This window comes from Halobacillus sp. ABD4_316, from assembly GCF_056161385.1.
In genome coordinates this window covers 519,473-545,290 of sequence record NZ_JBSWZA010000002.1, presented here as the reverse complement: position 1 = coordinate 545,290, position 25,818 = coordinate 519,473, and the positions used below count along the sequence as shown (strand labels likewise).

Here is a 25,818-nt window from a genome sequence, read left to right as displayed (position 1 = left end):
GGTGGCCGACGTTGCACGAAAGAAGACAAGAACCTTTCAGATATCCATTCCAATCACCTCTCCCTGGTTTTTATAACAAGAAATTCAGCCCACAGGTGTCCGGGCCGCTTGAGGTCAATGACATCAGCCTGAACGGCATGCGCTTTACCTCCTCCCCGCAGCCTCATTTGTCGATGAGAGATGAAGTGATTATTTCGTTTATGATGGACGGGGAAACCTTCACCTTTGAAGGCCGGATCATCTGGCTGAAAACCAATGAAGAGAAAACAACGTGTGGTTTACATGTCTTTGATTACCCGGACCGTTTGAAGAATAACATTCAAAAGCTTGGAGATTCCCTGGCAGAACATCAAAAGACTCAAATAGAATCAAAGTCTCCTTAACAAGGAGGCTTTTTATATGCGCCTTTTTCCATCACCCCTTTCAAAAATCCAGGAAAGATCCGGTGGGCTGCGCACACGCGGCAGCAGGGGTGGGGGAAAACGGCCCGCTTTCCTCTGGTGGAACCGTCAGGACCTTCAGACTCCCGCCTCGTCCCTTCTAAAGCGGGAGTCCAACGCTGCCGCTACTCTGTACGTGCCAGTCCTATTCTTATCACTTGAATTCAGGCTGTTATCATACAATGAAAAAGGGTCTTCCCTGCGTAGAGAAGACCCTTTTTCATTTATTCTTTCGCCGATCGTTTTCGGAAGAATCCTGTGATTTTTGCAGACAGGTCATCAAAATACGTATAGACAACCGGAATCAAGACCAATGTGAAGAAACTGGAGACGGTAAGTCCGAATATAATCGTGACGGCCAGTGGCTGCTGGGCTTCAGCTCCACGTCCGATACCGATGGCCAGAGGGACCATGCCTAGAACCGTTGTCAGCGTCGTCATTAGAATTGGACGCAGGCGGCTTGGTCCAGCCTCCAGAATGGCTTCATACCTGTCATAGGATTTCCTGCGGAGTATATTTATATAATCCACTAGAACAATGGCGTTGTTCACGACAATCCCCGCCAGCATGATTATACCGACAAAGGCCGGCAGACTGAATGGAAGTCCTGTCATGAACAATCCACCGCTGATCCCGATAATAGTAGCAGGGAGAGAGAACATGATGATGAATGGGAAAAGGAAGTTCTCAAACTGCACAGCCATGACCGCATAAACGAGAAACACAGAGAATAGCAGGGCCAGGGATAAATCACCGAAAGCTTCCTGCATATCCTGCGCCTGGCCGCCAATCGTGTAGGAGTATCCATCCGGGAAATTCAAGGCATCCAATTCCGCCCGGACCTCCTCGGTCGCTGTTCCCAGATCAATGTCTGAGATTTCCGCTTCAACGTTCACCTGAGGCTGCTGATTTTCTCTCAACAGTGAGACCGGTCCCTGGACCTGCTTCAACTCGGCAATCGTCGCAAGTGGAACCATAGCTCCGTTCGGTGTTTGAACCGACATGCCCTCTAAGTCCGCAATCGTCTGCCGCTCCTCCTCCGGAAGCAGGAAGCGTACGTCTTTTTCATCCGTACCATCCCGGTACCGGGTAGCGACTTGTCCATTGAATCCAAGCTGCACCTGGCTGATCACCTGCTGCTCGGTCAGCCCATATTGAGACGCTTTCGCTTCATTGACGGTAATATTCATCTGCGGGCGTCCTTCATCGGTCGAAGAAGCGGCGTTCTGAACACCATCCACTTCATTCATCAAGTAGGCGACCTGACCGCCGAGTTCATCAAGCACTTCATATTCAGGACCGTTCAACTGTACTTGAAGAGGTGCTCCTGTGCCCAGTCCTGCATCCAGTTCACTGACTTCGATTTCAGCTCCCGGAATATCAGACACGGCTTCGTCCATTTCCTTCATCACCGTCTGGGTCGTTTTCTCCCGTTGATCAGGTTCGACCAGTTGAATGGTGTAGGAAGCAAAGTCAGAGGTGCTTGCTCCAAATCCGCCCATATTACCTCCTCCGATAGACAGGTAACGAACATCCACGAGATTTTCAAAAGTATCCAGCTGCTCGTCCACCTGAGCGGTCACGGACTCTGTTTCATCCAGCGAGGTCCCTGCCGGCATGTTGACCCTTATTTCCACCTGACCCTGGTCAGACGGAGGGATGAATTCCGTGCCGATCAGAGGCACCAGAGCAGCACTTCCGACGATTAGAGCTCCTGTAATTGCGATCGTCGTTTTCCGGAACTTCAATACCCAGCGCAGCATCGATCGGTACCCATTGTTCACTTTATCGAGGAATCGGTCGAACCAATACCGTCGTCCGCTTTCTTTCAAGGACTTTGTTAACAGCTTCGACGACAGCATCGGAATTAACGTGACCGATACAGCCAGCGAGGCAATCAAAGCAAACATGATTGTCAGCGCAAGCGGAGTAAAGAGTTCCGAGGCAATCCCTTCTACAAAAATGATCGGCAGAAAGACAACAAGTGTTGTCGTAGCCGAAGCAACAACAGCAGGAGCAAGCTCTGAAGCTCCCTGTTTAGCTGCTTCCACCATTGAGTATCCCCGCTGACGGTAGCTGACGATATTCTCCAAAATAACAATGGAACTGTCCACCATCATACCGATCCCAAGAGCCAGTCCTCCCATCGTCAGCACGTTCAGTGTCTCTCCTGTGAAGTACATTAATGTGAAGGTCGAAATGATGGCGATCGGAATGGACAGACCAATGACAAGCGTCGCCCGGATACTTTTCAAAAATAGCAGCAGGACGAGCACGGAGAAGATTCCTCCGAGAATGATGTTTAAAACGACACTGTTAATGGATATTTTAATAAACTCCGATGTATCCAGAACGATATTCGTGCCGACTTCTTCTGGAAGGTCTCCCTGCACTTCATCAAGGGCTTCCCTGACATTGTCCGCCGTTTCCACTGTGTTGGCTTCCGACTTTTTCAAAATAGAAAGAACGACCGATGAATCCCCGTTTACTTTACTCACCGTATCAGAGTTCGTCAGTGTTTCACTGACATCTGCGATTTGATCAAGGGTAACCTGGGCACCTGTCTGTGATTGAATTCTCGTATTCTTCACGTCGTCAATCGAGCTGAACTCCCCGTCCACCCTGATCTGGAGGTCCTTCTGTCCTTTTTCGATCGTTCCTGCAGAGGCGGACTGGTTGGAGGCATTGAGCGCCTGGATGACCGTTTGTGAATCGAGTCCATACTGGGCCATCTGCGCACGGTCGACAAGCACCTGGATTTCACTCATCTGACCGCCTTCAATACTGACGGAAGCAACCCCTTCCTGCCTTTCCAGAAACGGAACAATCCGGTTTTCCGCTGCCTGCTGTAATTCATCCGGGGTATCTCCCGAAAGGCCGATGGTCATAATAGGAAGCTGCTGTGGATCAAATCGCAGCACACTTGGATCCGAGGCTCCTTCCGGAAGGACCCCGGTGATTTGATCCACATTTTCTCTTACCTGTAAAAGCGTGCTGTCCAGATTGACTCCTGTATTAAACTGAAGAAGGACAAGAGACGCTCCAGCCTGTGATTGAGACTGAAGCACCTCCAATCCTTCAATACTGCTGACAGACGATTCCACCGGCCGGCTGACCAGCTTCTCCACCTCCTGGGGGGCCGCTCCCTCGTATGAAGTGGATACGACCGCAATCGGAAGCTCAATTTCAGGATATAAGTCGATGGTTAAACTTCTTAATGAAACGAATCCAAGGCCTAAGATGGCGGCCACAATCATAATGACACCCACAGGTCTTTTGACGGACAGATTAACGAGCTTCATCAGAATCCTCCTTCATGATGGTCACCTGCGCACCATCTGAGAGGGTCAGCTGTCCTGTAGTAATAACCTCATCCTCTGCCGTAAGATCACCAGAAACGGCAGAGAAGTCACTCTGTGATTCGATCACTTCCACATCCACACGGACAGCCTTCTCTTCCTCGACTTTATATATGAATGTCTCATCATTTTGTTCAACAAGACCGTCCGTAGGAATAATCAACGTGTCCTCAACGACATTTTCGGGGAGCAGGAAGGAGGCCATCATCCCCGGCTTGATTTCCTCTCCGGCATTGTCGACCGTCGCTTCAACTGGATAAAGGCCGGTATCGTCGGGAACAGAAGAGATGTAACCGATAACTGCTGCTGCTTCTTTTTCCAAAGCAGGGAGATCGACTTGGAGCTCCTGCCCCTTTTCAAAAAGATCCAGCTGTTCAGGAGTGATGGAAGCGGAAATAGTCATCGGGTTCAAACGAACGATTGTTGCAAAGGGCTGCTGATTTGTCACCGTGTCCCCTTCTTCTGCACTCAGACTTGCGACTTCACCTGTCACAGGAGCTGTAATCGCCTCATTCGCTGCCTGTTCTTCCGCCTGGTTCAGCTGCACATTCGCCTGTTCTACTTGAAGTTCCGCCTGATCGACAGCCACCTCTGCCTGATCGAGCTGCTGCTGCGCCTGATCGACTTGAGCTTCCGCCTGAGCGACGGCTGAAGAAGACTGGGACTTCTGTCCTTGAAGCTGCTGATACTGAGCCTGGGCTTGATCAGCTCTACTCTGCGCCTGACTGTAGAGAGCTTCTGGAATGGTGCCTTCATCCACCAATTTTTTCGTTTCATCGGCAATCTGCTGCGCCTGCTCATACTGCTGACCTGCCGCCTCTGCCGCTTGAGCAGTCTGACCGGCTTCCGACTGAGAGGCCTGTTCTGCCAATTCCACCTGGTCTTTTGCGTTCTCAACGCCAAGCTGCGCCTGCTCTTCAGAAATCCTGGCATTCTCAAGCTGTTTTTCTGCCTGTCGGACAGCAATCTCCTGCAGTTCTACCTGATCCCCCACATTCCCACCGGGGCGGACGACGGCTATCGTCTCCCCTTTTTCTACACGGTCCCCTTTAGCGATATTCAAGGTGGCCACTTCCCCTGGCGTCTCGGGCATCACCGGGGAGGAATCAGGCGAGGCCGCGCGTCCTGTAATTTTTCGTTCAATAACGAAATCCTCGTTTTGAACACCATCCACCTTCACCGGAGTCACCCGTTCTTCTGTCTCTTTCGAGCTTTCCTCCTGCATACAAGCGGTTACAAAGAAAAGTAGTATAAGTAGTAGCAACAACCGTTTCATTAAAGACTTCCCTTCCGTAGTAAGACTCCGAGATCCCATCATTTTCCTATCTATATTTTCCCTAATACCTTCCGCAAACATACGACAAAATCCCACTGTTTTTGTGGGAGTGACCAAATAGTCACAATTATGAATTATGTTACTAAAGTGTGAAATGTATTGCAACTTGTAGTGTTTTAGCGAAAATGACAATATTGTGAAAGGTCCAAGCACTATTAGAGGGGACTTTGTGATACACCGGGGTCATCCATAAGTGCTGGGAATGGCAGCGTTCCGCTTACCGGTGGATGCCTGCCTCAGGCGTCACCATCGGAAACTCCTCGTGACATCCCCGGGGTGACTTCAAAAAAAGGGGTTCTTTTTTCCAACTGACACCGGTCGGAACTGCTCCATCCTCTCCCTTAGAGAAATCAAAAAAAGGCTGCCGAGATTGTTCTCGACAGCCGGAAACCTTCCTTTTCAGGAGGTTCTTTTTTTCATTGAAGCAGGTTGCCGAGCTGGGCAACCATAAGATCCAATTTTTTAATCTTAGGCAGGTCGTATTCAGGGAACCGTTCATCGAAATGATTGAACATCGGTTCAAGGGCTTCATCCTGGATCAGCTCTTCATACGTTTTGAATGTATGCTGATACTGTCCGATATACCGTTTCATTTTCTTCTCAAATCCGGACAGGTGATAAGTAGAGGAGAAATCAAAGGCTTTCACAATATCACTGTCATAGGAAGGAAAGCCCGGATTGATGGTATGAAGCATGGAAGCCGCCAGAGGAAACTGCATCGTAGGGTTTCCCTTATGATTCTTCACTTCATATAAATCCCTGGTGATCTGGACGATATTCGGCCGTTCATATCCCCTTTGTTCTTCCATCAGTTTAAAATAGAAAATCTCGAATTCCTTCGTTAAGCTTGGATTATCGAGCCGGAAGAAATGGCGGAAGATGAATTGGTACAAGGTGTCGTCCGGCACATAAGTATCATGGAAGACGGTTTGAAGGTAAACATAAACATCCAGTTTTTCGAGCGGGATGTTGTTCACTACTTTTTCATAGTCTTCCAACAGCAGGTCTTTTAAGTCGTTCGCCGTTCTATACTTCATCATTAATCACCTCAATTCGCTTATTCCACACAACCCAAACGTGGAAACACGTATTTGTAAAGTCTGTATGAACGTTTATACTTCCATTTTACATAACACGCATGCTTTTTCCAAAGGTTTTCAACGATTGATAGACGGCTTCCTCCTGTTTTCTCTTCATTTTGCTCCGGAGGCGCCGATGGTAATACGAAAGGAGGGATATTATGGATACTGCCGCTTTATCGATGGTCCTTGGTCAGACGCAGCTCAAACAGCAGACCAACCTTGCATTAATGGACAAAGTGAAAGATGAGTCCGAGGCAAAAGGGAGTCAGATGGTGGAAATGCTGAACCAGTCGGTTTCCCACCCTGATCTTGGTAATCGTGTAGATTTAAGAGGATAAAGTTCAAGCAGGGAGAGAACTCTCCCTGCTTTCGGTTATTCGTTATTTTCTTCATCTTCAGGAGCATTTTCGTCTGTCATGTCTTCCTGTTCCTTCTCTTCCTCTTTCATTTCTTCATCCATATTTTCTTCTTCGTCCATATTCTCTTCTTCTTCCTGCATGTTTTCTTCTGTGTCGTTTTCCTCTTCTGCGGGCTCCTCTTCAGAAGCGCAAGCGCCGAGTAATGTGATGGCAAATAGAGCTGTCATAAGCTTAAGTAATAAGGATTTCATTTCATTTCCTCCTTTTCTCATCTTGAGTGTTAGTATGTCCAGCGGGTGGAGATCCATCCATGCTCCCTGCTTTTTTTCCATGGCCCTGTTATTGCTTGGTGTTGTTGTTTAACATGTGAGCTCAGATCACTCCTTTCTGTCATGGGATTTGTAGGAGGCGGCCTTGGGAATGACTCCCTTTCCGTGGGCTACCGTGAGCCGCGGAAAGCGGACGGTTTTCCCTGCTATCCCATGCTCTGAGTAAACAACGGACCAGACCCCTAATTCCAGACGGAGACGATTTAGTAATCGTTTAAAATATCAACACCAGGCTTTAACAGAGCTTTTTCCATAAAAAAAGACCCGCATTCAGACGGGTCTTTCATCAGTTATTTTAAAGCGAACATAATTTCCGCTTCGCAGGCAAGCTCACCATCGACGGTGGCTTTCGCTTTCCCTTTACCTACAGGGCCTTTCAGGCGGACAATTTCCACTTCAAGCTTCAAACGGTCCCCTGGTTTGACCTGGCGTTTGAAACGGCACTTGTCAATACCTGTGAAAAAGGCCAGTTTTCCCTGGTTTTCTTCTTTCTTCAACATCGCCACTGCCCCCATCTGGGCCAGGGCTTCAGTGATCAGAACACCCGGCATCACCGGGTAATCCGGAAAGTGCCCTTGAAAGAAGGGTTCGTTCATCGTTACGTTTTTATAGCCTACCGCGCGCTCCCCCTCCACAAGCTCTTCTACTTGATCGATAAGAAGAAAGGGATAGCGGTGGGGAATGATTTCTTTAATTTGGTTAATGTCCAACATGTTAAAAGCTCCTTTCCTGCGTTCTTTTCTAATTATAAGGGCAGGAGCTCTCTGGAACAAAATTTTTTCGGAAATTGTACGATTCTGTCATTGAAAAGGTGGTTATGAACTTCTGGTCAATTCGGCGCTGCGGGCGTTTGATTTCAGGGATCGTGACGATTCGCCTGAATATCCGGTCTGGTGGATTTCCTCTACCGGGCTCGCCGGGCTCAGCCAGAACGTATACCACGAGCCTTCTTTAACGATTGGACTCAGGTCGAATAGATCAAATTTACATGTCTGCGATACTTCCTGCAGTTCTTTTTTCGTCGGAAGGGCGAAAAGGTTGGAGTGAGCCACAAAGAAACTGTTGAATGCGGAGGAAAAGGCTTCTCCATGCTCGGTTTCATTGATCGGCGTAATGACCGATATCAGCCCCTCGGCGCGCACGTACGAGTAAAGGTGGTCCAACAGCGGCGGACGGTCATCCTGGTGAATGTAATGAAAAATATTGTGAAGGAGAATCACATCCACGTGTTCATCCTCCGGAGTCCAGCTATTGATGTCTCCGACTTGAAAGGTGACATTCGAATAATCGCCGGACATTTCCCGGGCTTTATCAATGACCTTCTGGTTAATATCGACACCAATCATCTGCACATCCGGAAATTCAGCAGCCAGCTTCCTCAAATATCCTCCATGGCCGCAGCCTAAGTCGACAATGGAATGGACCTGTTTTTCACGGATCATCTTCTTGATTTTCTTAATCGCAAAATGTTCAAGAAGGGCTGAAGTCTCAGCCACTACTCCTCCGTGACGTTCATGATCGAATTCCGCCCGCTCCTGAGATTTGATGATATCGGGATACCTCAGCATCGTCGGGATATGCAGCTCCATCATTTCTTTCAGCAGGGCTTTGACACCTGGAGAAGCATCATCTCCCATAAGAGCACCACACTTCCGTTTGGAAGTCCTGAATCGGTTGTTCGGCCGTTTTTTTAAATGTTTGACGGCGACACCGACTTTCACCCAGGATGAGAGCAGGTCATAAGGATAGCCGGTTTTCTCGCTGATCGCTTCCACCGTCCTTGCCGTCCTGAACTCATCGAACAACCCGAGCTCCGCTCCAACATACGCATGCCAGCCCGGTAAAAAGGATTCATTATTCTTCATCCATTTTCTTGCCTGCATAGCTGTGACCCACTCATTCATTGTCATCTCCCTTTCTTTGGTCTTTTCCAAGGATAATCCTCAGCTTCAGAAAACAAGAAGCGCTGCTGTTCCTGATCCGATACTTTCTTCTTTCTCACGGGCAGGACATTTCCCTGGATGCCCCGGTCAATGAAAGTGAAATCCCATTTCCCCAATCCTGATATATTCAGCATTTGCTTGACATGAAGAGGGTCATCATCGAAAATCCGCTGGACGGCCTTCATGCGGAAACGCCTCCACCACTCATATCTAAATGAATAAACGAGGGCGGACATATGGCTGAGGTTCAACAGGAATTCGACTCTCGGCTTTCGAACCTCTTCGTAATAATGCAGATGATCCGCGTAGGATTTCCCTTCCTCCCAGCACCACGCCAAAAGTTCACCAAGCACATCGGCGTCCTGAACAGCCAGGTTCATTCCTTCTCCTGCCATCGGATGAACCGTGTGAGCGGCATCACCTAAGATCGCCAGGTTGCCTGAGTAGTATTTGTCCACGTGATACGTAAAAGGGATCATCAATTGGACCGTCTTCCAGTCTTTAATGGCCCTGACACCTTCAGCAAGTTCAGGCTCCAGTTCACTGTAAGCTTTGTACAGATGTTCAAGCCCCAGCTCTTTTATTTTTTTGTAGTCTCCCGCCTTAATCAGGAACACTGTTCTGACTTCGCGGTCAGGAAGTGGGAATAAGCCGAGGAAACAGCTGGAGGTCGTGATGATTTTCCCTTTTGTGAAGCTTTCCGGCCGGGGGATGGTGACTGTGAGAAAGTGATGGTTATAGTCTTTCCGGTTCACTTCCACGTTCATCGCATCCCGTGTAGGAGAGCTCCTGCCTTCAGCTCCTATGTACACACCGGCTTGGATGTAGAGGATTTCCTTCTTCTGTTTGACTTTAGCCATCCCATTCTCAAACCCTAAGAAGCGTGCGCCCGGAAGATAATGAAAATACTCTTCATATTCCATTCCCTTATTGCGGAGAATCTCCTTCGTCTTTTCGTGAGGGACCATCAAGGAATGGTCATAGGTCGTTGCCACACGACTGTAACTCAGCTCAGTCAGATTGATTTCTTCCGGAGGCTGCCCTTCCCGGCGGTGGACTTCCTGGAATCGAAGTTCATCCAAAGCATGGCCGTTCGCCTCTATTTCATCGAGCACCCCGAGGCGTTCCAGTATCGCCAGCGTCTTTGGCTGCAGAAGTTCTCCTTTATAAGCAGGAGATTCTTTTTTTAATTGTTCTGCGATAACGACGTGTACACCTCTTGAAGCGAGCTTGGCAGCAAGAGCCAGTCCGCCGACACCGCCACCTGCGATAAACACTTCTGCTTTCACCTGTCACCCTCCCCGTTGTGATTCATGTCCGTATGGTTTTCTTTCCCTAATTCGGAACTTGAAAACCTTTCAAACGACAACGATATTCCAGAACATGGTATCCAAATCCGGGCAGTGCGTCCGTCCCATAACCGGTGGAGAAATCTTTCATCGGCCGGAAAGCTGGAAGGAATATAAAAAAAGAACGAGCTGCAGCGCCCGTTCTTTTTTACTGAAAGAAAGCATAAAGATTAGAGTACAAGCTTTCTTTTATTCAGTTTTCATTACAATATCCAGGATGTGCTTCCATGTATCCAGCTTAAGAGCATCCATAGGATTTCCATCTCCGAGAACGCCGTAACCGACCATCAACCCAATGATCAAAGCGGCCGCACTGAACAGCACAACAAGAATAATACGCAGCCAGATCGGCAGAATACGCCGGCGCCCCTGGAGATTTTTTTCTTTCTTATCTGCTTGAGCTCCTGCTTTTTCACCCGTTTCTGTGCGTTTGGGTTCTTTCTCTTGTTTTTTATTCAGTTTTTTACCTTTTGATTTTGGATCTGTCGCCATGGTCGTTCTACTCCTTACGTTTATGATCTCAGCTGGTTTACCAGTCCCATCATCTGGTCTCCTGTTGAAATAGACTGAGCATTCAATTGATAGGCTCTTTGAGCTGTCATCATTTCCGTCATTTGAGCACCGATATCCACGTTGGATTGTTCCAATGCTCCTCCTTGCAGCTTGATGTTTCCTGCTTCAAGCGCCTCGATGAGTCCAGCCTCCCCGCTTCCCTCAGGGATCCGGAACCGGCTTCCACCTGCGGACTCCAGTAAGTGAGGGCGGGACGCTTCCACAACCTGGATCTGTCCTTCCACTTCCTGGGTGCCGTTTCGCTGGACAAGCAGCGATCCATCATCAGCGATGGATATTCCGTCAAAGGTATCTTTGATCATGATTGGATTACCATCTTCACCGATGACCGCATGCCCATCAGCGTTTGTAAGCATCACTTGATTGTTCCCCAAAGGGTTCAGATAAAAGTGACCAGCTCTTGTATACTGGGTTTCTGAGCCGCCATTCTGATCAGAGACATCGAGGACAAACAACTGATTTTCTTCCAGCAGGGCAGCATCCAGAGCTCTGTCTGTCTCCTTCAGGCTCCCCCCGCTGCTATCCACGCGCGTACTTCCGAGTACAGCACCTGTCCCGACCCGGATGCCTTCAGGAGTCAAACGCCCTGTTTCGGCTTGTCCATTGGATTGGTTGTTCAACTGTTGAACGAGGAGGGAGGCAAAATCCGCTCCGGTACTTTTGTATCCTGTCGTCTGGCTGTTGGCCATATTGTTCCCGATGATATCCAGTTTCTGCTGCAGCTGCCCCATCGTTGCAGCTGACTGAATCATGGACCGATTAATCATATAGATCCTCTCCCTCAGCGGATGCGGCCGATTTCAGATACGGCCTGCTGCATACTTTGATCATAAGCTTTCAGGACACGCTGGTTCATTTCAAACGAACGATAGGTGTTCATCATTTCTGTCATCGTCTGGTTCATATCTACATTCGACCGTTCAATGTAGTTCTGGTGCACGGAAAAATTCACACCTTCGTTTTCCAGAGCGTTCCCTAAAGGCTGGGCATTTTCTCCGGGGCCGTAAAGGTCGCTGCCTTCCGGGACAAGCCCATTGGCATCTGGTGTATAGGAAACGGCCAGCTGAGTGCTGCCATTGTCTGTCGTGAGCATACCGGTTTTGGACACAAGAAACGCTTGTCCTGCGGTATTGATTGGATTGCCGCTTTCATCAAGAAGTCTGTACCCTGTATTCGTGGTCAGAAATCCTTCCACATCCACCGTAAAGCTCCCATTCCTCGTGTAACGGGCTTCACCATCGGTGTTCTCCACTTGAAAAAGAACAGCACCGTCTTCATCAGGCAGCTCATCTGCGACAAGTGCCATATCTGTAGAGACTCCGGTTTCTTTAAGAGCCCCCTGGGAAAAGTCAGGCGTGGTCTCCTGAAGATATACACCTGTGTGAAGAGATCCGACCTCACCTTGATCCGGAACGACAGGAGCCGTTGACGTCGGCTGTGTTTTCGATCCCATCTGCTGCAAAAGCAGCTCGGGAAAAGCCCGTAAACTTCCCTGGGTCTGTTTATACCCCGGCGTTTCTACGTTCGATATGTTGTTCGATAACATTTCCTGCATCCGCTGGTTGGCCATCATCCCCGATGCAGCGGTATAAAAACCTCTTAACAACGTCCGTTCACTCCTCCCGGATATCTCAGCCTTTTATAACTTTGTAGAGATACGCTTGTCTATGTTTTCAAGCATAATTCCCGTTCCTGTAGCCACACAGTCCATCGGGGACTCGGCTACAAGAACAGGAACCTTCAATTCTTCTGCAAGGAGCTGATCAATACCATGAAGGAGGGCTCCGCCGCCGGTCATGATGATCCCTCGGTCAATAATGTCTGCGGATAATTCAGGTGGTGTGCGTTCAAGCACCTGCTTTGCAGCCTGAACAATCATCTGGACAGATTCACGAAGAGATTTTTCGATTTCTTCGGAATTGACCGTAATGGTTCTAGGAAGCCCGGAAACCATATCGCGTCCGCGGATTTCGATTTCCTCACTTCTGGAACCCGGGAACACCGTGGCTACACTGATTTTAATATCTTCAGCTGTCCGTTCACCAATCAACAGTTTGTATTCCTTCTTAATATACTGAAGGATTTCGTGGTCGAATTTATCACCGGCCATCTTGATGGAGGAAGCTGTTACAATATCCCCCATGGAGAGCACCGCAACGTCGGTTGTTCCGCCACCGATATCAACGACCATATTACCGCTCGGCTGGAAGATATCCATGCCGGCACCAATCGCCGCTACTTTAGGCTCTTCCTCAAGATATACTTTCTTCCCACCGGATTTTTCCGCTGCTTCCTTGATGGCTTTCTGCTCCACTTTCGTAATATTCGTCGGGCAGCAGATCAACATCCTCGGCTTCGAAAGGAAACCTTTCACATTCGTTTTTTGTATAAAATGCTTCAGCATCGCTTCTGTCACATCGAAATCAGCAATCACGCCGTCTTTAAGAGGACGGATCGCTTCAATGTTCCCCGGTGTCCGTCCGACCATCCGCCGTGCTTCTTCTCCAACTTCCAATACTTTGCCTGTATTCCGGTCCATCGCAACGACCGATGGCTCATTCAAAACGATACCTTTACCTTTTACGTGGATAAGTACATTGGCTGTACCCAGGTCTATACCTATATCTCTCGCAAACATGTCCTGTAGATCCTCCCTATTGTAAAAACATCATTACCTCACCACAAAACACATAACGGATGGCCGTTATCCGTTATGCTGTCAGGCAATGCCATACAAATACTCGATAACTTATGTTTTCCCTATTTGAGTCAGTCTATTTTGTTGAAATGATCACACATCTAATTCTATATTCTATCACAAAATTACGACATTCGTCTCATGGGAGTTGAAAAAAGTTACCAAGTCTTGAGGGATTTTGACAATAGGAGGGACTGTTCACAATTGAGGCTGAACCGGCTGCTCTTCAATGATCTGCGTTTTATACTTACGCCTTGTTGCTTCCCCACCACGGAGATGTCGGATTTCCTTATGATGATCCAGGATTTTTTTGACTTCCTTCGCCAGCTCCGGATTGACCTCAGGGAGCCGCTCCGTTAAATCCTTGTGAACCGTACTTTTTGAAACGCCAAACTCTTTGGCGATCACTCTCACCGTTTTTTTCGTTTCAATAATGTGCTCTCCGATCTTGATGGTCCTCTCTTTGATGTAATCATGCACTCCACTCGCCTCCTGTGATTGACTATCCAAGGAGATAGGGCGTTTAGGAAAGCGTCCGTTATAACATGAGGGGGTACTTGCTTCTGGATGTCTATTCATGGTGTTTCACCCTGGATGTTACCGAGTGCTCGGTTATCTCATTGTATTAATAAAACCGCCCCGATATGCCTTCGCATGCGCATGATGTTCGGATTTCTTAATTTTATGCCCGAAAAAATAAAAAAATAAGGCTGACAAGAATGTTCTTGTCAGCCTTATCTGTTATGCCTGTGTTGTAGAGATGGAAGATGCGCTTTCTTCATCAGGCGCCTGTTCTCCGCCTTCTGTTTCTGCCGGGTCTTCCTCATTATTCAGTTGTTCATCCGATGGTTCCCCGTTTTCTTCTTCAGGGCTGTCGGAAGGAGTTCCTTCTTCAGTCTGCTCAGCTTCAGCGGGCTCTTTTTCTGCATTTTCCACAATCTGGCTGACCGGCTGACCGAAGAATGCTTCCGGGTTCACCGGCTGACCGTCATTACGGACTTCGAAATGCACATGGACACCGCTTGCCTGTCCGAAGGAATTACGTCCTGCTGATCCAATGACATCTCCTTGAGCGATATCCGATCCAGCCAGTACATCGACACTTTCTAAACTAGCATACACGGTAGAGAGATTCTCGTCGTGCTGAACTTCAATAACATTGCCGTACAGCGGATCTTCTTTCACTTCAGTCACTGTTCCTGATAGAGCAGCCGTTACTTCAAAGGCTTCTCCATCTTCTCTTGTAATATCTACGCCTTCACTTTGGTAGTATTTATTGTTGTATAGGACCAGTGCACTTTCTTGATCTTGCTCAGAAGCTTCGTAGTCGTAGAATTTTGTTACGATGGAAGCTGTCTTTTCGTCAGCCACAGGCATCTGCAGATTTTCCTGGTGGTCCATAACGGGTACAGACTCTCCATCTTCATTGACAAGGAATTCATCCTGACTCTGCGATTTCTGCTGGTCAGCAATCTGGTTTTCTACATCATTGGCACTCTGTTGATACCAGAATACGCCGACAAGGACTAAAGCAGCTACGGACAAATACAAAGCTGGATACAACCACTTCTTGCGCATCAAGCGTTTGAACTTTAATTTAGTTACGCTTTTTTTACCTTCATCTTTCATGTTTATCACCTCAAAAACCATTCTGAACAGATCTTGTCCAATCTATACATCGGTGATGAAAAATTTTACAGATGAAGGCAAAACCACCATGGTGATGATTTACTGTACAGGACGGTCCATGAATATCTGATTTCGAGAATTGGATGTATATGAGGGGCGTTTGGGAAGGAGTCGCTTTCCGTGGGGCTCATCATTCCCCGCGGAAAGCGGACGGTTTTCCCTGCCATCCCATGCTCTGAGTAAACAACGGGCCGGACCCCTAAATTCAGACGGAGACGATTTAGTAATCGTTTGAAATATCAGCAACAGACTTTAACAGAGCTTAGTTTAAAAAGAAAAAAAGCCGGGGATCCGGCTTTTTGCTTCATCCTTATTCGGCTGCTGAGCTGAGGAGGGCGGTCTGGGTGCTTAAGGGGCTGATTTCAGTATCCTGGTAATAATGGTGGATGATGTCTTTATAATTCTTCCCTGTTTTCGCCATACCGTTGGCTCCGTATTGACTCATCCCCACTCCGTGACCGTATCCTTTGGTTGTGAAAATGACATGATCGCCTTTTTGTTCGATTGTGAAATCACTTGAAGACAAGCCGAATTTCTCGCGGATTTCCCTTCCTGAGAAAGTCTGGCTGCCGAAATGAACTTCATCCACCCGATTGCCTTCTGTTTTGGTCATCGTGGACGTCTGAATCGATCCATCCATGGCTATGCCGAGCGTCTGCTCCAGTTCCGCTGTGGAAACAATTTTCTGATCAGCGAATTTCGGAGAATCTTCATCCCACGGACTTTCTACGCTCTGCAGGTAAGGGATGTCGTGCTCCCAGTAATCGCCTGCATTTTCGGTGTAGCCATTACTCGTGGAAAAAAAAGAAGCCGTAATCGGTTTGTGATCATAGGTGATGATTTCCCCCTGAGTGGCTTTTACCGCCTGTTCAATCTTTTCCATGTTGCTGTTAAACGCATCCTGCCACTGGCCTCTGAGCTCATCCTCATTCTTATATACCTGGTGGGTGACCGTGTCTGTAACATCGGCTGCTTCTGACACCTGAGCTCCTTCAATCATATGACGGGTGATGTACGTCCTTGCTGCCAGCGCTTGAGCCTTCAAGGCTTCCAATTCAAAGTTGACCGGCATTTCTGAAGCCACCACCCTCGCTACATACGTCTCCAATGGGACTTCTTCCACCTGGTCTGTCTGGGAACGCAGAACCTTCACAAGGAATGGAGACTCCTCCTCTCCCTGTTTCTCCTTCGGTTCTGCTTCTTCCACCTCTGATGTATCCGCAGGACTCGTGAAGGGGATAACGATTAAAGTCGGTAGGACAAGTATGGTGATCATTAAGCCGAGAACAACCATCAGACCTGTTCGATTGTTTTTTTTCATCCGCACCCTCCTGGCTGTACACATAGTAAAATCTTCTACTAAAAATGTATCCAGAAATGAAAGATGATAGAACAAAAAATGCCTGCCTATTTCAAATATATTGAAACAGGCAGGCTGTAAAAATGTATATTATAAGGTCGATACAGATTCACTTGGTTCGTGCTCTTCGCTGTAGGCATCTTCTTCTTTCACGCGTTCGATGTCAGCGCCGAGTTGAGCTAATTTTTCTGCGAAGTCTACATATCCACGGTCCAGGTGCTTAAGCTCTGTCACTCTTGTGTATCCTTCAGAAACAAGACCCGCAAGAATCAGGGCTGCACCTGCACGCAGGTCTGTCGCAGCTACTTCTGCGCCCTGCAGTGAGGATGGTCCTTCAATAATTACACTGCGTCCTTCGATTTTGATACTTGCGTTCATGCGGCGGAATTCCTCCACGTGCATAAAACGGTTCTCAAAAACAGTTTCTGTAATGACACTCGTTCCAGTAGCATTCAGCATTAAAGCCATCATTTGAGACTGCATATCTGTCGGGAATCCAGGGTGCGGCATCGTCTTGATATCCGTCGCCTTCAAAATATCAGGGCCGATCACACGCAGACCTTCATCCTCTTCTTCGATGATAACACCCATTTCCTCCATCTTGGCGACAAGGGATCTCAGGTGTTCATGCATAGCACCTTGTACTAGAACGTTTCCGCCGGTAATCGCTGCAGCTACCATGAAGGTTCCTGCTTCGATACGGTCCGGAATAATGGTGTGTTCGGCTCCGTAAAGCTTTTCCACACCTTCGATACGGATGGTTTCCGTACCTGCGCCTACAATGTGGGCGCCCATTTTGTTCAAGTAGTTGGCAAGGTCAACGATTTCAGGTTCTTTGGCACAGTTTTCCAAAGTAGTCGTTCCTTCTGCAAGAGCTGCCGCCATCATGACGTTTTCTGTCGCCCCTACACTTGGAACATCAAAATAGATTTTTGCACCTTTGAGACGGCCTTTTACTTCCGCTTCGACATACCCGTTTCCTACAGTAACATCAGCTCCCATGGCTTCAAAGCCTTTGAGGTGCTGGTCGATAGGACGTGATCCGATAGCACAGCCGCCAGGCATGGCTACCTTAGCATGGCCATAGCGGGCCAAAAGTGGTCCCAGTACAAGAACAGAAGCACGCATTTTCCTTACATACTCGATCGGAGCTTCTGTCAGCAGCTCACCTGAGGCGTCTACAGTGACAGTGTTCCCCACCATATTGACATCTGCGTTCATATGTCGAATCACTTCGTTGATCGTATATACATCAGCTAGAGTAGGTACTTCGTGTAGTACGCTTTTTCCTTCACTTGCGATAATACTTGCTGCGATGACAGGCAGTACGGCATTCTTAGCACCTTCAGCTTTAACGGTACCATTCAGCTGCCTCCCACCACGGACGATGATTTTTTCCAAGGTTCATTCTCCTCCGCGTCCATATTCACTATTATTAATATTCAGCAGTAATAATGGGTGTGCCAATAGTGATGTTTGTCTCCCCGCCCAAAGTTCTTGTGGCGAATTGAACATTCATTGATTGTTTACCTGAGGGTATTGACTGAGCCCATTTCTCTGTCCAGCCGGATCTGCTCGTCCAGCCATTCTCGTCGATTTCATCTATTGTTGCTACGTCGAAAGTTTCTTTGAATTTTTCATACACTAAAACATCGTCTATAATACCATTGCTTACGGCCTTAAGACAAGAGAAAATTGTAGCAGATTTAGAGAAATATCGACTTTTTACATCTTCCACACTAAGAAACAAGTCCTGTGTCAGAGAAGATGTTCCCTCTCCCTGAATAGAATAAACCAATTCTACCTTGTTCTTCATATTTCTGGGAGAAATCATACTATATGTTTCGACGATCTTTTTATTTTTTTGACGGTTTGTGACAATCCATTTTTCCGCCTGTGCCGTTTCCTCATGGGAAACATCCTGATGCTGCCCCTGCTCTAAAATCCTTTCCATGATTTCTCCGGATCGTTCTGCGGAAACCTTCCGTTTCATCATCATGGTCCATTCTTCTACGTTGAGCTGCTTATCCTCAGCAAATGACGCAAACATCATCAGTGGTTCCTGCTCCTGTGTCATTTCCTGTGGATAAGCACCTGTTCCTACAATGGCAGCTGCCAGCACACCGGCCAAAATATTCTTCCACATGTTTATGCCTCCCCAAGCATCGTCTTACTTTCAGTTTGACCAGGGACAGGCACAATCATACGATACAATTCCTAACAGCATTAGACATTAAAACAAGTACACAAGACTGTTTGACCACGATAGAAAGTCGAGGAAAAAATTACTGACAGTCGTCCCAAGGGCAATCGTGATTATAATAAGGAGAGCTCTTGCTTCAAAGACGCGGTTTTTTCGGAAGAACGCATCAAAGTTAACCGACTGCAGAGCACGCCATGTAATAATGATGAAAATCAAATGGGAGGTCATGCTCATCAGTGCTTCTTCGGCAAAATATTGTTCCATGTCTGTTCACCCTCCTTCATCTACCAGTCCTTTAATCATACGGGCATAACGACAAAAAAGCCGCAGCCTTTGTATTTCCCGGGGAATATCGAGAATATCCCCTATATTCCATCATAGTTACAGGGGAATGACAATTCATCTGACTGCCTCAAGCTTTTCACAAAAAAACTGCTCTCATAATGAAAGCAGTTAGAAATTGTTTTCAATAACGTCTAAACGATTAATGGCTCGCTTAAGGGCCATTTCAGCCCGTTGGAAATCAATATCGGCCTGCTTATCCTGAAGGCGTCGTTCTGCACGTTCTTTAGCCATACGGGCACGATCGGCATCTATATCCGTTGGTTTTTCAGCAGACTGCGCAAGGATGGTCACTTTATCCGGGCGCACTTCTAAAAAACCGCCGCTGACAGCAATTCGTTCAGATCTTCCTTCGCCTTTTAGACGGACAGCACTGATGGTCAAAGGCGCCACCATTGGAATATGTCCCGGAAGGACTCCAAGTTCGCCGCTCTCTGCCTTACAGCTTACCATTTCAAATGCATCTTCCAACACCGGGCCGTCAGGAGTGACTACACTCACCGTTAGTGTGCTCATACGTATTCCTCCTTGGCGATCTCATGAAGGGGTGTAAGATGCTCCATGGGGAGCATCTTAACCTTCAGAGTTGTTTATTGCATTTGTTTTGATTTCTCAACGACTTCTTCGATGCGTCCAACTAGTCGGAAGGCATCCTCAGGAATATCATCATACTTACCGTCGAGGATTTCCTGGAAGCCTTTCACCGTTTCAGCAACAGGGACATAAGACCCCTGCTGTCCGGTGAACTGCTCGGCTACGTGGAAGTTCTGAGAAAGGAAGAACTGGACACGACGTGCACGGGACACGGTCTGTTTATCTTCATCAGAAAGCTCATCCATACCGAGGATCGCAATGATATCCTGAAGCTCTTTGTAACGCTGAAGCGTACGCTGAACTTCACGGGCTACATTGTAGTGCTCTTCTCCCACAATATCCGCATCAAGGGCGCGGGAAGTAGAAGCAAGCGGATCCACCGCCGGGTAGATTCCCTGCTCGGAAAGCTTACGCTCAAGGTTCGTCGTCGCATCAAGGTGGGCGAATGTTGTCGCAGGGGCCGGGTCTGTATAGTCATCGGCAGGAACATAAATCGCCTGGATGGACGTTACAGAACCTTTATCCGTTGATGTGATACGCTCCTGAAGCTGTCCCATTTCCGTTGCCAGCGTCGGCTGGTAACCTACGGCTGAAGGCATACGGCCAAGAAGGGCAGACACTTCAAGACCACCTTGTGTGAAGCGGAAGATATTATCAATGAAGAACAAGACGTCCTGTCCCTGCTCATCACGGAAGTACTCGGCCATTGTCAGTCCGGAAAGGGCTACACGCATACGTGCACCAGGCGGCTCGTTCATCTGTCCGAATACCATGGCTGTTTTCTTAATAACTCCGGAATCTGTCATTTCCCAGTAAAGGTCGTTTCCTTCACGGGTACGCTCTCCAACACCAGCGAAAACGGAGATACCGCCGTGCTCTTGAGCGATGTTGTTGATCAGTTCCTGAATCAATACGGTTTTCCCTACACCAGCTCCACCAAACAAGCCGATCTTACCACCTTTTACGTAAGGGGCAAGAAGGTCAACGACTTTAATTCCTGTTTCCAGAATCTCAGTCTCAGTGGCAAGGTTTTCAAACTTAGGAGCTTCACGGTGGATCGGATCACGGCGTACATCAGCTGGAAGCGGCTCATCTAAATCGATAGTTCCGCCCTCTACGTTAAATACACGACCGAGAGTTACTTCTCCGACAGGTACAGAAATCGGCTTACCGGCATCTGTTACTGACGTTCCACGCATGACACCATCCGTTGATGACATAGCAACGGTACGAACCGTATTGTCACCTAAGTGCAAGGCAACCTCTAAAGTAAGGTCGACGCTTTTTTCGTTTTCATTTTTCGCTTCGTAGCGAACGTGAAGCGCGTTATTAATATCTGGGAGATGTCCATCATCGAACGTTACGTCAACAACGGGTCCCATAATCTGGGTTACGCGTCCATTACTCATCGTTTTCCCTCCTAACTTACTTTTAAAAATCCGAGAGTTCCTACTCGAGGGCTGCGGCTCCGCCGACTATCTCGGTAATTTCCTGGGTTATCGCAGCCTGACGGGCACGGTTATAGGAGAGCGTCAGATCCCCGATGAGCTCATCGGCATTGTCTGTCGCACTCTTCATGGCTGTCATACGGGCTGCGTGCTCACTTGCTTTACTATCAAGAAGAGCCCCGTAAATTAAACTCTCAGCATACTGAGGAAGCAGTACTTCAAGAATTTCTTCCTGATTCGGCTCATATTCATAAGAGCTGCGGCCTGCTTTTCCTTCTGTATTCAAATCCGTCAATGGAAGAATTTTCTTCTCTGTCACTTCCTGAGTGATCGCACTGACGTAGTGATTATAGAAGATGTAGAGCTGATCAATCCGTTCGTCGGTATACAATTGAACGGTATTGGATGCAATGTCCTTAATGTCGGCAAAGTCCGGCTGATCGGACACGCCTGTAATATCCATATCGACAGGCATATTACGCTTACGGAAGAAATCACGTCCAATACGTCCGATTGTAATCAACGTATATTCATCAGCGGATGTATGCTTACTGCGGATCTGCTGGTAGACACGGCGCAGAATGCTGCTGTTAAAAGCACCTGCGAGTCCCCGGTCCGATGTGATGACAAGGTAACCGGTCTTCTTCACATCACGCGCTTCAAGCATTGGATGACTTGCGTCTCCACCACCCTGGGCGATGCTTGATACAACTTCCTCAATTTTTTCGCTGTACGGAACATAATTTCTAGCATTCTGTTCCGCACGGTTCATTTTAGAGGCAGAGACCATTTCCATCGCCTTTGTGATTTGTTTCGTCTTTTTGGTAGACGTAATCCGGCCTTTAATATCTCTAAGGGACGCCACGCTGTTTCACCACCCTTTCCTGCTATGATTCATTTATTCAGAAACGACGAATGTTTTCTTGAATTCATTCACAGCACCGCTCATATCATCGTCTTCCGCAAGCTTACCTGTTTCACGGATCTGATTCAGCAGTTCTTTGCGGTTGTTATCCAGCCAGTTGTGGAATTCCGCTTCAAAACGTGTGATGTCTTCGGTTGGAATTTCATCCAAGAAACCTTTTGTCAGGGCATAAATGATCATAACCTGCTTTTCAACTGCCAGTGGCTGGTGAAGACCCTGTTTGAGAACTTCTACCGTACGGGCACCGCGGTTCAGCTTCGCCTGTGTGGATTTATCCAGATCAGATCCGAACTGGGCGAAGGCCTCAAGTTCACGGAAGGAAGCAAGGTCAAGCCTTAAGGTACCGGCTACTTTCTTCATCGCTTTGATCTGTGCTGAACCACCTACACGGGATACGGACAAACCAGCGTTGATGGCTGGACGTACACCTGAGAAGAACAAGTCCGACTGAAGGAAAATCTGGCCATCCGTGATGGAGATAACGTTCGTCGGGATATACGCCGAAATATCACCGGCTTGAGTTTCAACGAAAGGAAGGGCTGTCAAAGAGCCGCCGCCTTTGGCATCACTAAGCTTAGCTGCACGCTCAAGCAGACGGGAGTGCAGATAGAAAACGTCTCCCGGGAATGCTTCACGACCCGGCGGGCGGCGAAGAAGCAGGGAAAGTTCACGATAAGCGGCTGCCTGCTTGGACAGGTCATCATAAACAACAAGAACGTGCTTGCCGTTGTACATGAAGTCCTCACCCATCGATACACCAGCATAAGGAGCAAGGTACAAGAGTGGTGCAGGCTGGGAAGCACTTGCTGTAACGACAATCGTGTAATCAAGAGCACCATGGCGGCGCAGTGTTTCTACTGTTCCGCGGACAGTGGATTCTTTTTGTCCGATGGCTACATAAATACAAACCATATCCTGGTCGTGCTGGTTAATGATCGCGTCGATCGCTACAGATGTTTTACCTGTCTGACGGTCTCCGATGATCAACTCACGCTGGCCACGTCCAATAGGTACAAGGGCGTCAATCGCCTTGATTCCTGTTTGAAGCGGCTCATCTACGGATTTACGATCCATAACTCCTGGTGCAGGAGATTCGATTGGACGGGTTTTGCCAGTTTCAATCGGACCCAGACCATCGACCGGCTGGCCAAGCGGGTTGACGACACGGCCAAGCAGTTCCTCACCTACTGGAACCTGCATGATACGACCGGTACGGCGTACTTCATCGCCCTCTTTAATATCTGTATATGGTCCAAGAATGACAAGACCAACGTTACTTTCTTCCAAGTTCTGTGCCAGTCCCATGACACCGTTTGAGAATTCAACGAGCTCACCAGCCATGACATTATCAAGGCCATGTGCACGGGCAATACCGTCACCCACTTCGATAACAGTCCCCACATCATTGACTTCTATATCTGATTCATAGTTTTCAATCTGCTGTTTAATCAGCGCACTGATTTCTTCAGCTTTGATGCTCATGCGATTTCACCCCTATCATCTATTGTTCGTGGAAAGAAGCTTCCGTTCTATACGGCGCAGTTTTCCACTGACAGAACCATCAAAAATGCGATTCCCTACACGCAGGCGTATGCCGCCGATAATGGAAGGGTCTACGATATTTGTCAGGTTCAAGGATTGCTTCCCGACTTTCGGTGCAAAAGATTCAGATATACGCTGCTTTTCAGCTTCGGAAAGCTGACGAACAGAATAGACATCCGCATCTGCAATTCCTTTGGCATCATTCATCATCCGAATGTAATCCTGGATCATATCCAGAATAATATCCTCACGGTGTCTCTCTACCAAAAGTTTCAATAAGTTCACGATCTCTTCAGAGAAGGACTGAAAAGACTCGGCAATCATTGTTTTCTTTTGATCGATGGAGAAACGAGGGTGCTTAAGAAAAGAGATGATCTCTTCACTGCTTCGGAATACTTCTTTCAGCGTCTGCAGTTCCGTTTCAAACTTCTCCAGCTTGGATCTTTCCTGTCCCAGCTGAAAAAGAGCATCGGCATAACGGTGGGCAATGATCGACTGACTCATCGCTTCTCGCCTGCCTCATCGATATACTGGTTGATCAAAGCTTCCTGATCTTTTTCAGAAAGTTCTTTTTCAATCACTTTGGAGGCGATCATGACAGACATGCCTGCCACCTGATCTTTAAGAGCCTGTACGGCTTTTTCTTTCTCCTGCTCGATTTCCTGACGCGCTGATTCTTTCAGGCGCTCAGCTTCCGAACGTGCAGAATCGAGAATATCACGTTCCTGCTCTCCCGCCGTTTTGCGGGCATCTTCGATAATCTTCTGTGCATCCTGACGAGTGGCCTTCAGTTCATCTGAAGCTTCACGCTGCATACGGTGAGCTTCTTCACGGCTTTTTTCAGCCGTATTTATTTCATTGGCTACATAATCTTCACGATCTTTCATCATTTTCATCAATGGTCCCCACGCAAACTTCCCTAATAGGGCAAGAAGACCAAGGAAGAAAACAAGCTGAACGATCATATCACCGATTAACAGTCCTCCCTCAGCACCGAGGACCAGATTGGCTGCGAATCCTTGCACAGTTTTCACTCCTCTCCACACCAAATCATCACGAACGCTGCCTGTCCCCATCCAGTCCGGCTGAGGCTAGACAAGCGAAAAACCCGGCTTCCGCTGGCTGTACAGCTTCCGTCGAAGTTTTCCTCCTGTGACTTGCGGGTATAAAGTTTTCATAAAGTATAAAGGAAAGGCGAAGATCGATTGAGTTGAACTTCGCCATAAGCGTATATACTCGTCCTGATTATTGTCCCATTACGATGAATGCAATAACTACGCCGATGATAGGAATCGCCTCGACTAGTGCAACACCGATAAACATCGTTGTTTGAAGAGCACTGCGGAGTTCCGGCTGACGCGCGATACCTTCGACTGTACGACTTACGATTAGACCGTTACCAATACCAGCACCCAGTGCTGCTAAACCTACTGCAATTGCAGCTGCTAAAAGACCCATAATGAAAATCCTCCTCAATATTTTAAAAAAATTTGTTTATGATGCTTTATATCAATGATCTTCGCTCACTTTGTGAGACAAGTAGACCATCGTTAACATAACGAAAATAAACGCCTGGATGAAACCAATAAACGTACTAAAGCCCATCCACGCAACCATTGGTACCGTGGCACCAAGGAAACCGCCGACGCCTGTTGTTGCCAATCCAACCAATAAGCTCAACAGAATTTCACCAGCATAGATGTTCCCGTAAAGACGCAGACCAAGTGTCAGCGTGTTGGAGAACTCCTCAATAATCTTAAATGGCAATAAGAATGGCAGCGGACGGACAAAGCCTTTGGCATATTCCTTCCCGCCTCTCAATTTCACGCCATAATAGTGGGACAATACGACGACGAGCGTAGCCAGGGTTAATGTGATACCCGGATCGGCTGTCGGAGATTTCCACCAGAGAGTGTGTCCTACTACACCATTCGTGACGACCCCAAGCATGTTGGCCACAAATATGTAGGCAAATAATGTCAACCCAAGCGGCAGGAATAACCTACCTGTCCTCCAGTCCATGTTGGACCCTATGATCCCTTTAATGAAATCGATGAGCCATTCCATGAAGTTTTGGTAACCTTTAGGATAACGCTTCATGTTACGTGTTGCCGCTACGCCGAGGATAAAAACAATCAATGATGCGACAAACATCATCAGAACGTTTGATAAGTTAAAATCCAGCCAACCAATACCAAACGCATCCTCATAAATCGGTGCTTCATGATTCAAACTGTTCACCTGCCT

At 47.7% G+C, this 25,818-nt stretch carries 27 protein-coding genes; 2 read left to right on the top strand and 25 right to left on the bottom strand.

Annotated elements, in window-relative coordinates; all coding sequences use genetic code 11:
* Positions 1-11: 11 nt before the first annotated feature.
* The gene (locus ACXAJH_RS09750; protein WP_474970860.1) at positions 12-383 is read left to right on the top strand and encodes a PilZ domain-containing protein; all 372 of its coding nucleotides are present in this window, start codon (positions 12-14) and stop codon (positions 381-383) included.
* Positions 384-664: 281 nt separating this feature from the next.
* Here the strand turns inward: ACXAJH_RS09750 and ACXAJH_RS09745 are convergent, their stop codons facing one another.
* From ACXAJH_RS09745 to ACXAJH_RS09735, 3 genes are all read right to left on the bottom strand, one after another.
* Positions 665-3,742, bottom strand: coding sequence for an efflux RND transporter permease subunit (locus ACXAJH_RS09745; RefSeq protein WP_474993748.1), 3,078 nt, complete (start codon positions 3,740-3,742; stop codon positions 665-667).
* Positions 3,729-5,075 carry an efflux RND transporter periplasmic adaptor subunit gene (locus ACXAJH_RS09740; RefSeq protein ID WP_474993747.1) on the bottom strand — a complete coding sequence of 449 codons (1,347 nt, stop codon included), beginning with the start codon at positions 5,073-5,075 and terminating at the stop codon, positions 3,729-3,731. Before ACXAJH_RS09740 ends, ACXAJH_RS09745 begins: the two co-directional genes overlap by 14 nt.
* Positions 5,076-5,551: 476 nt before the next feature.
* Positions 5,552-6,172, bottom strand: a complete 621-nt coding sequence (locus tag ACXAJH_RS09735) for a hypothetical protein (RefSeq protein WP_474969738.1) — start codon at positions 6,170-6,172, stop codon at positions 5,552-5,554.
* 203 nt (positions 6,173-6,375) lie between these two features.
* Here ACXAJH_RS09735 and ACXAJH_RS09730 point away from each other — a divergent pair, with 203 nt between their 5' ends.
* Positions 6,376-6,555 carry a YjfB family protein gene (locus tag ACXAJH_RS09730; RefSeq protein WP_474969739.1) on the top strand — a complete coding sequence of 60 codons (180 nt, stop codon included), beginning with the start codon at positions 6,376-6,378 and terminating at the stop codon, positions 6,553-6,555.
* Between the two features lie 35 nt (positions 6,556-6,590).
* Here the strand turns inward: ACXAJH_RS09730 and ACXAJH_RS09725 are convergent, their stop codons facing one another.
* From ACXAJH_RS09725 to atpB, 22 genes are all read right to left on the bottom strand, one after another.
* On the bottom strand, positions 6,591-6,827 hold the full coding sequence (locus ACXAJH_RS09725) for a hypothetical protein (protein ID WP_474993746.1): 237 nt from the start codon (positions 6,825-6,827) through the stop codon (positions 6,591-6,593).
* Positions 6,828-7,195: 368 nt separating this feature from the next.
* Positions 7,196-7,618 carry a 3-hydroxyacyl-ACP dehydratase FabZ gene (fabZ, locus tag ACXAJH_RS09720; RefSeq protein WP_027954748.1) on the bottom strand — a complete coding sequence of 141 codons (423 nt, stop codon included), beginning with the start codon at positions 7,616-7,618 and terminating at the stop codon, positions 7,196-7,198.
* Between the two features lie 102 nt (positions 7,619-7,720).
* The gene (locus ACXAJH_RS09715) at positions 7,721-8,809 is read right to left on the bottom strand and encodes a class I SAM-dependent methyltransferase (protein WP_474993745.1); all 1,089 of its coding nucleotides are present in this window, start codon (positions 8,807-8,809) and stop codon (positions 7,721-7,723) included.
* 2 nt (positions 8,810-8,811) lie between these two features.
* A complete protein-coding gene (locus tag ACXAJH_RS09710; protein WP_474970857.1) occupies positions 8,812-10,137 on the bottom strand; it encodes an FAD-dependent oxidoreductase in 1,326 nt (441 codons plus the stop codon).
* Between the two features lie 249 nt (positions 10,138-10,386).
* The gene (locus tag ACXAJH_RS09705; protein WP_474969744.1) at positions 10,387-10,689 is read right to left on the bottom strand and encodes a DNA-directed RNA polymerase subunit beta; all 303 of its coding nucleotides are present in this window, start codon (positions 10,687-10,689) and stop codon (positions 10,387-10,389) included.
* Positions 10,690-10,709: 20 nt separating this feature from the next.
* Positions 10,710-11,537, bottom strand: a complete 828-nt coding sequence (locus tag ACXAJH_RS09700; protein WP_474993744.1) for a flagellar hook-basal body protein — start codon at positions 11,535-11,537, stop codon at positions 10,710-10,712.
* Between the two features lie 14 nt (positions 11,538-11,551).
* Positions 11,552-12,376: a flagellar hook-basal body protein gene (locus tag ACXAJH_RS09695; protein WP_474993742.1), complete on the bottom strand. Its 825-nt coding sequence runs from the start codon at positions 12,374-12,376 to the stop codon at positions 11,552-11,554.
* Positions 12,377-12,409: 33 nt separating this feature from the next.
* Positions 12,410-13,408, bottom strand: coding sequence for a rod shape-determining protein (gene mreB / locus ACXAJH_RS09690; protein WP_027954743.1), 999 nt, complete (start codon positions 13,406-13,408; stop codon positions 12,410-12,412).
* 258 nt (positions 13,409-13,666) lie between these two features.
* On the bottom strand, positions 13,667-13,948 hold the full coding sequence (spoIIID, locus tag ACXAJH_RS09685; protein ID WP_027954742.1) for a sporulation transcriptional regulator SpoIIID: 282 nt from the start codon (positions 13,946-13,948) through the stop codon (positions 13,667-13,669).
* A 261-nt stretch (positions 13,949-14,209) separates the two neighbouring features.
* Positions 14,210-15,097 (bottom strand): peptidoglycan DD-metalloendopeptidase family protein, encoded by an 888-nt coding sequence (locus ACXAJH_RS09680; protein ID WP_474993740.1) that lies wholly within the window; start codon positions 15,095-15,097, stop codon positions 14,210-14,212.
* A gap of 370 nt (positions 15,098-15,467) precedes the next feature.
* Positions 15,468-16,478: a stage II sporulation protein D gene (spoIID, locus tag ACXAJH_RS09675; RefSeq protein WP_474969748.1), complete on the bottom strand. Its 1,011-nt coding sequence runs from the start codon at positions 16,476-16,478 to the stop codon at positions 15,468-15,470.
* 129 nt (positions 16,479-16,607) lie between these two features.
* On the bottom strand, positions 16,608-17,918 hold the full coding sequence (gene murA / locus ACXAJH_RS09670) for a UDP-N-acetylglucosamine 1-carboxyvinyltransferase (RefSeq protein WP_027954739.1): 1,311 nt from the start codon (positions 17,916-17,918) through the stop codon (positions 16,608-16,610).
* A gap of 34 nt (positions 17,919-17,952) precedes the next feature.
* Complete coding sequence (locus ACXAJH_RS09665; protein ID WP_474970854.1) at positions 17,953-18,663, bottom strand: YwmB family TATA-box binding protein; 711 nt, start codon at positions 18,661-18,663, stop codon at positions 17,953-17,955.
* A gap of 87 nt (positions 18,664-18,750) precedes the next feature.
* Positions 18,751-18,984: a DUF1146 family protein gene (locus tag ACXAJH_RS09660; protein WP_027954737.1), complete on the bottom strand. Its 234-nt coding sequence runs from the start codon at positions 18,982-18,984 to the stop codon at positions 18,751-18,753.
* Positions 18,985-19,173: 189 nt separating this feature from the next.
* Positions 19,174-19,578 carry a F0F1 ATP synthase subunit epsilon gene (locus tag ACXAJH_RS09655; RefSeq protein WP_027954736.1) on the bottom strand — a complete coding sequence of 135 codons (405 nt, stop codon included), beginning with the start codon at positions 19,576-19,578 and terminating at the stop codon, positions 19,174-19,176.
* 74 nt (positions 19,579-19,652) lie between these two features.
* Positions 19,653-21,065 (bottom strand): F0F1 ATP synthase subunit beta, encoded by a 1,413-nt coding sequence (gene atpD, locus ACXAJH_RS09650; protein ID WP_474969750.1) that lies wholly within the window; start codon positions 21,063-21,065, stop codon positions 19,653-19,655.
* Positions 21,066-21,105: 40 nt separating this feature from the next.
* Positions 21,106-21,969: a F0F1 ATP synthase subunit gamma gene (locus ACXAJH_RS09645; protein ID WP_027954734.1), complete on the bottom strand. Its 864-nt coding sequence runs from the start codon at positions 21,967-21,969 to the stop codon at positions 21,106-21,108.
* 33 nt (positions 21,970-22,002) lie between these two features.
* On the bottom strand, positions 22,003-23,511 hold the full coding sequence (gene atpA, locus ACXAJH_RS09640) for a F0F1 ATP synthase subunit alpha (RefSeq protein WP_474969751.1): 1,509 nt from the start codon (positions 23,509-23,511) through the stop codon (positions 22,003-22,005).
* Between the two features lie 15 nt (positions 23,512-23,526).
* Complete coding sequence (locus ACXAJH_RS09635) at positions 23,527-24,075, bottom strand: F0F1 ATP synthase subunit delta (protein ID WP_027954732.1); 549 nt, start codon at positions 24,073-24,075, stop codon at positions 23,527-23,529.
* Positions 24,072-24,596 carry a F0F1 ATP synthase subunit B gene (atpF, locus tag ACXAJH_RS09630; RefSeq protein WP_474969752.1) on the bottom strand — a complete coding sequence of 175 codons (525 nt, stop codon included), beginning with the start codon at positions 24,594-24,596 and terminating at the stop codon, positions 24,072-24,074. Before atpF ends, ACXAJH_RS09635 begins: the two co-directional genes overlap by 4 nt.
* 220 nt (positions 24,597-24,816) lie before the next feature.
* On the bottom strand, positions 24,817-25,029 hold the full coding sequence (gene atpE, locus ACXAJH_RS09625) for a F0F1 ATP synthase subunit C (protein WP_014644824.1): 213 nt from the start codon (positions 25,027-25,029) through the stop codon (positions 24,817-24,819).
* Positions 25,030-25,080: 51 nt separating this feature from the next.
* Positions 25,081-25,803 carry a F0F1 ATP synthase subunit A gene (gene atpB, locus ACXAJH_RS09620; RefSeq protein ID WP_474970443.1) on the bottom strand — a complete coding sequence of 241 codons (723 nt, stop codon included), beginning with the start codon at positions 25,801-25,803 and terminating at the stop codon, positions 25,081-25,083.
* Between the last annotated feature and the right edge of the window lie 15 nt (positions 25,804-25,818).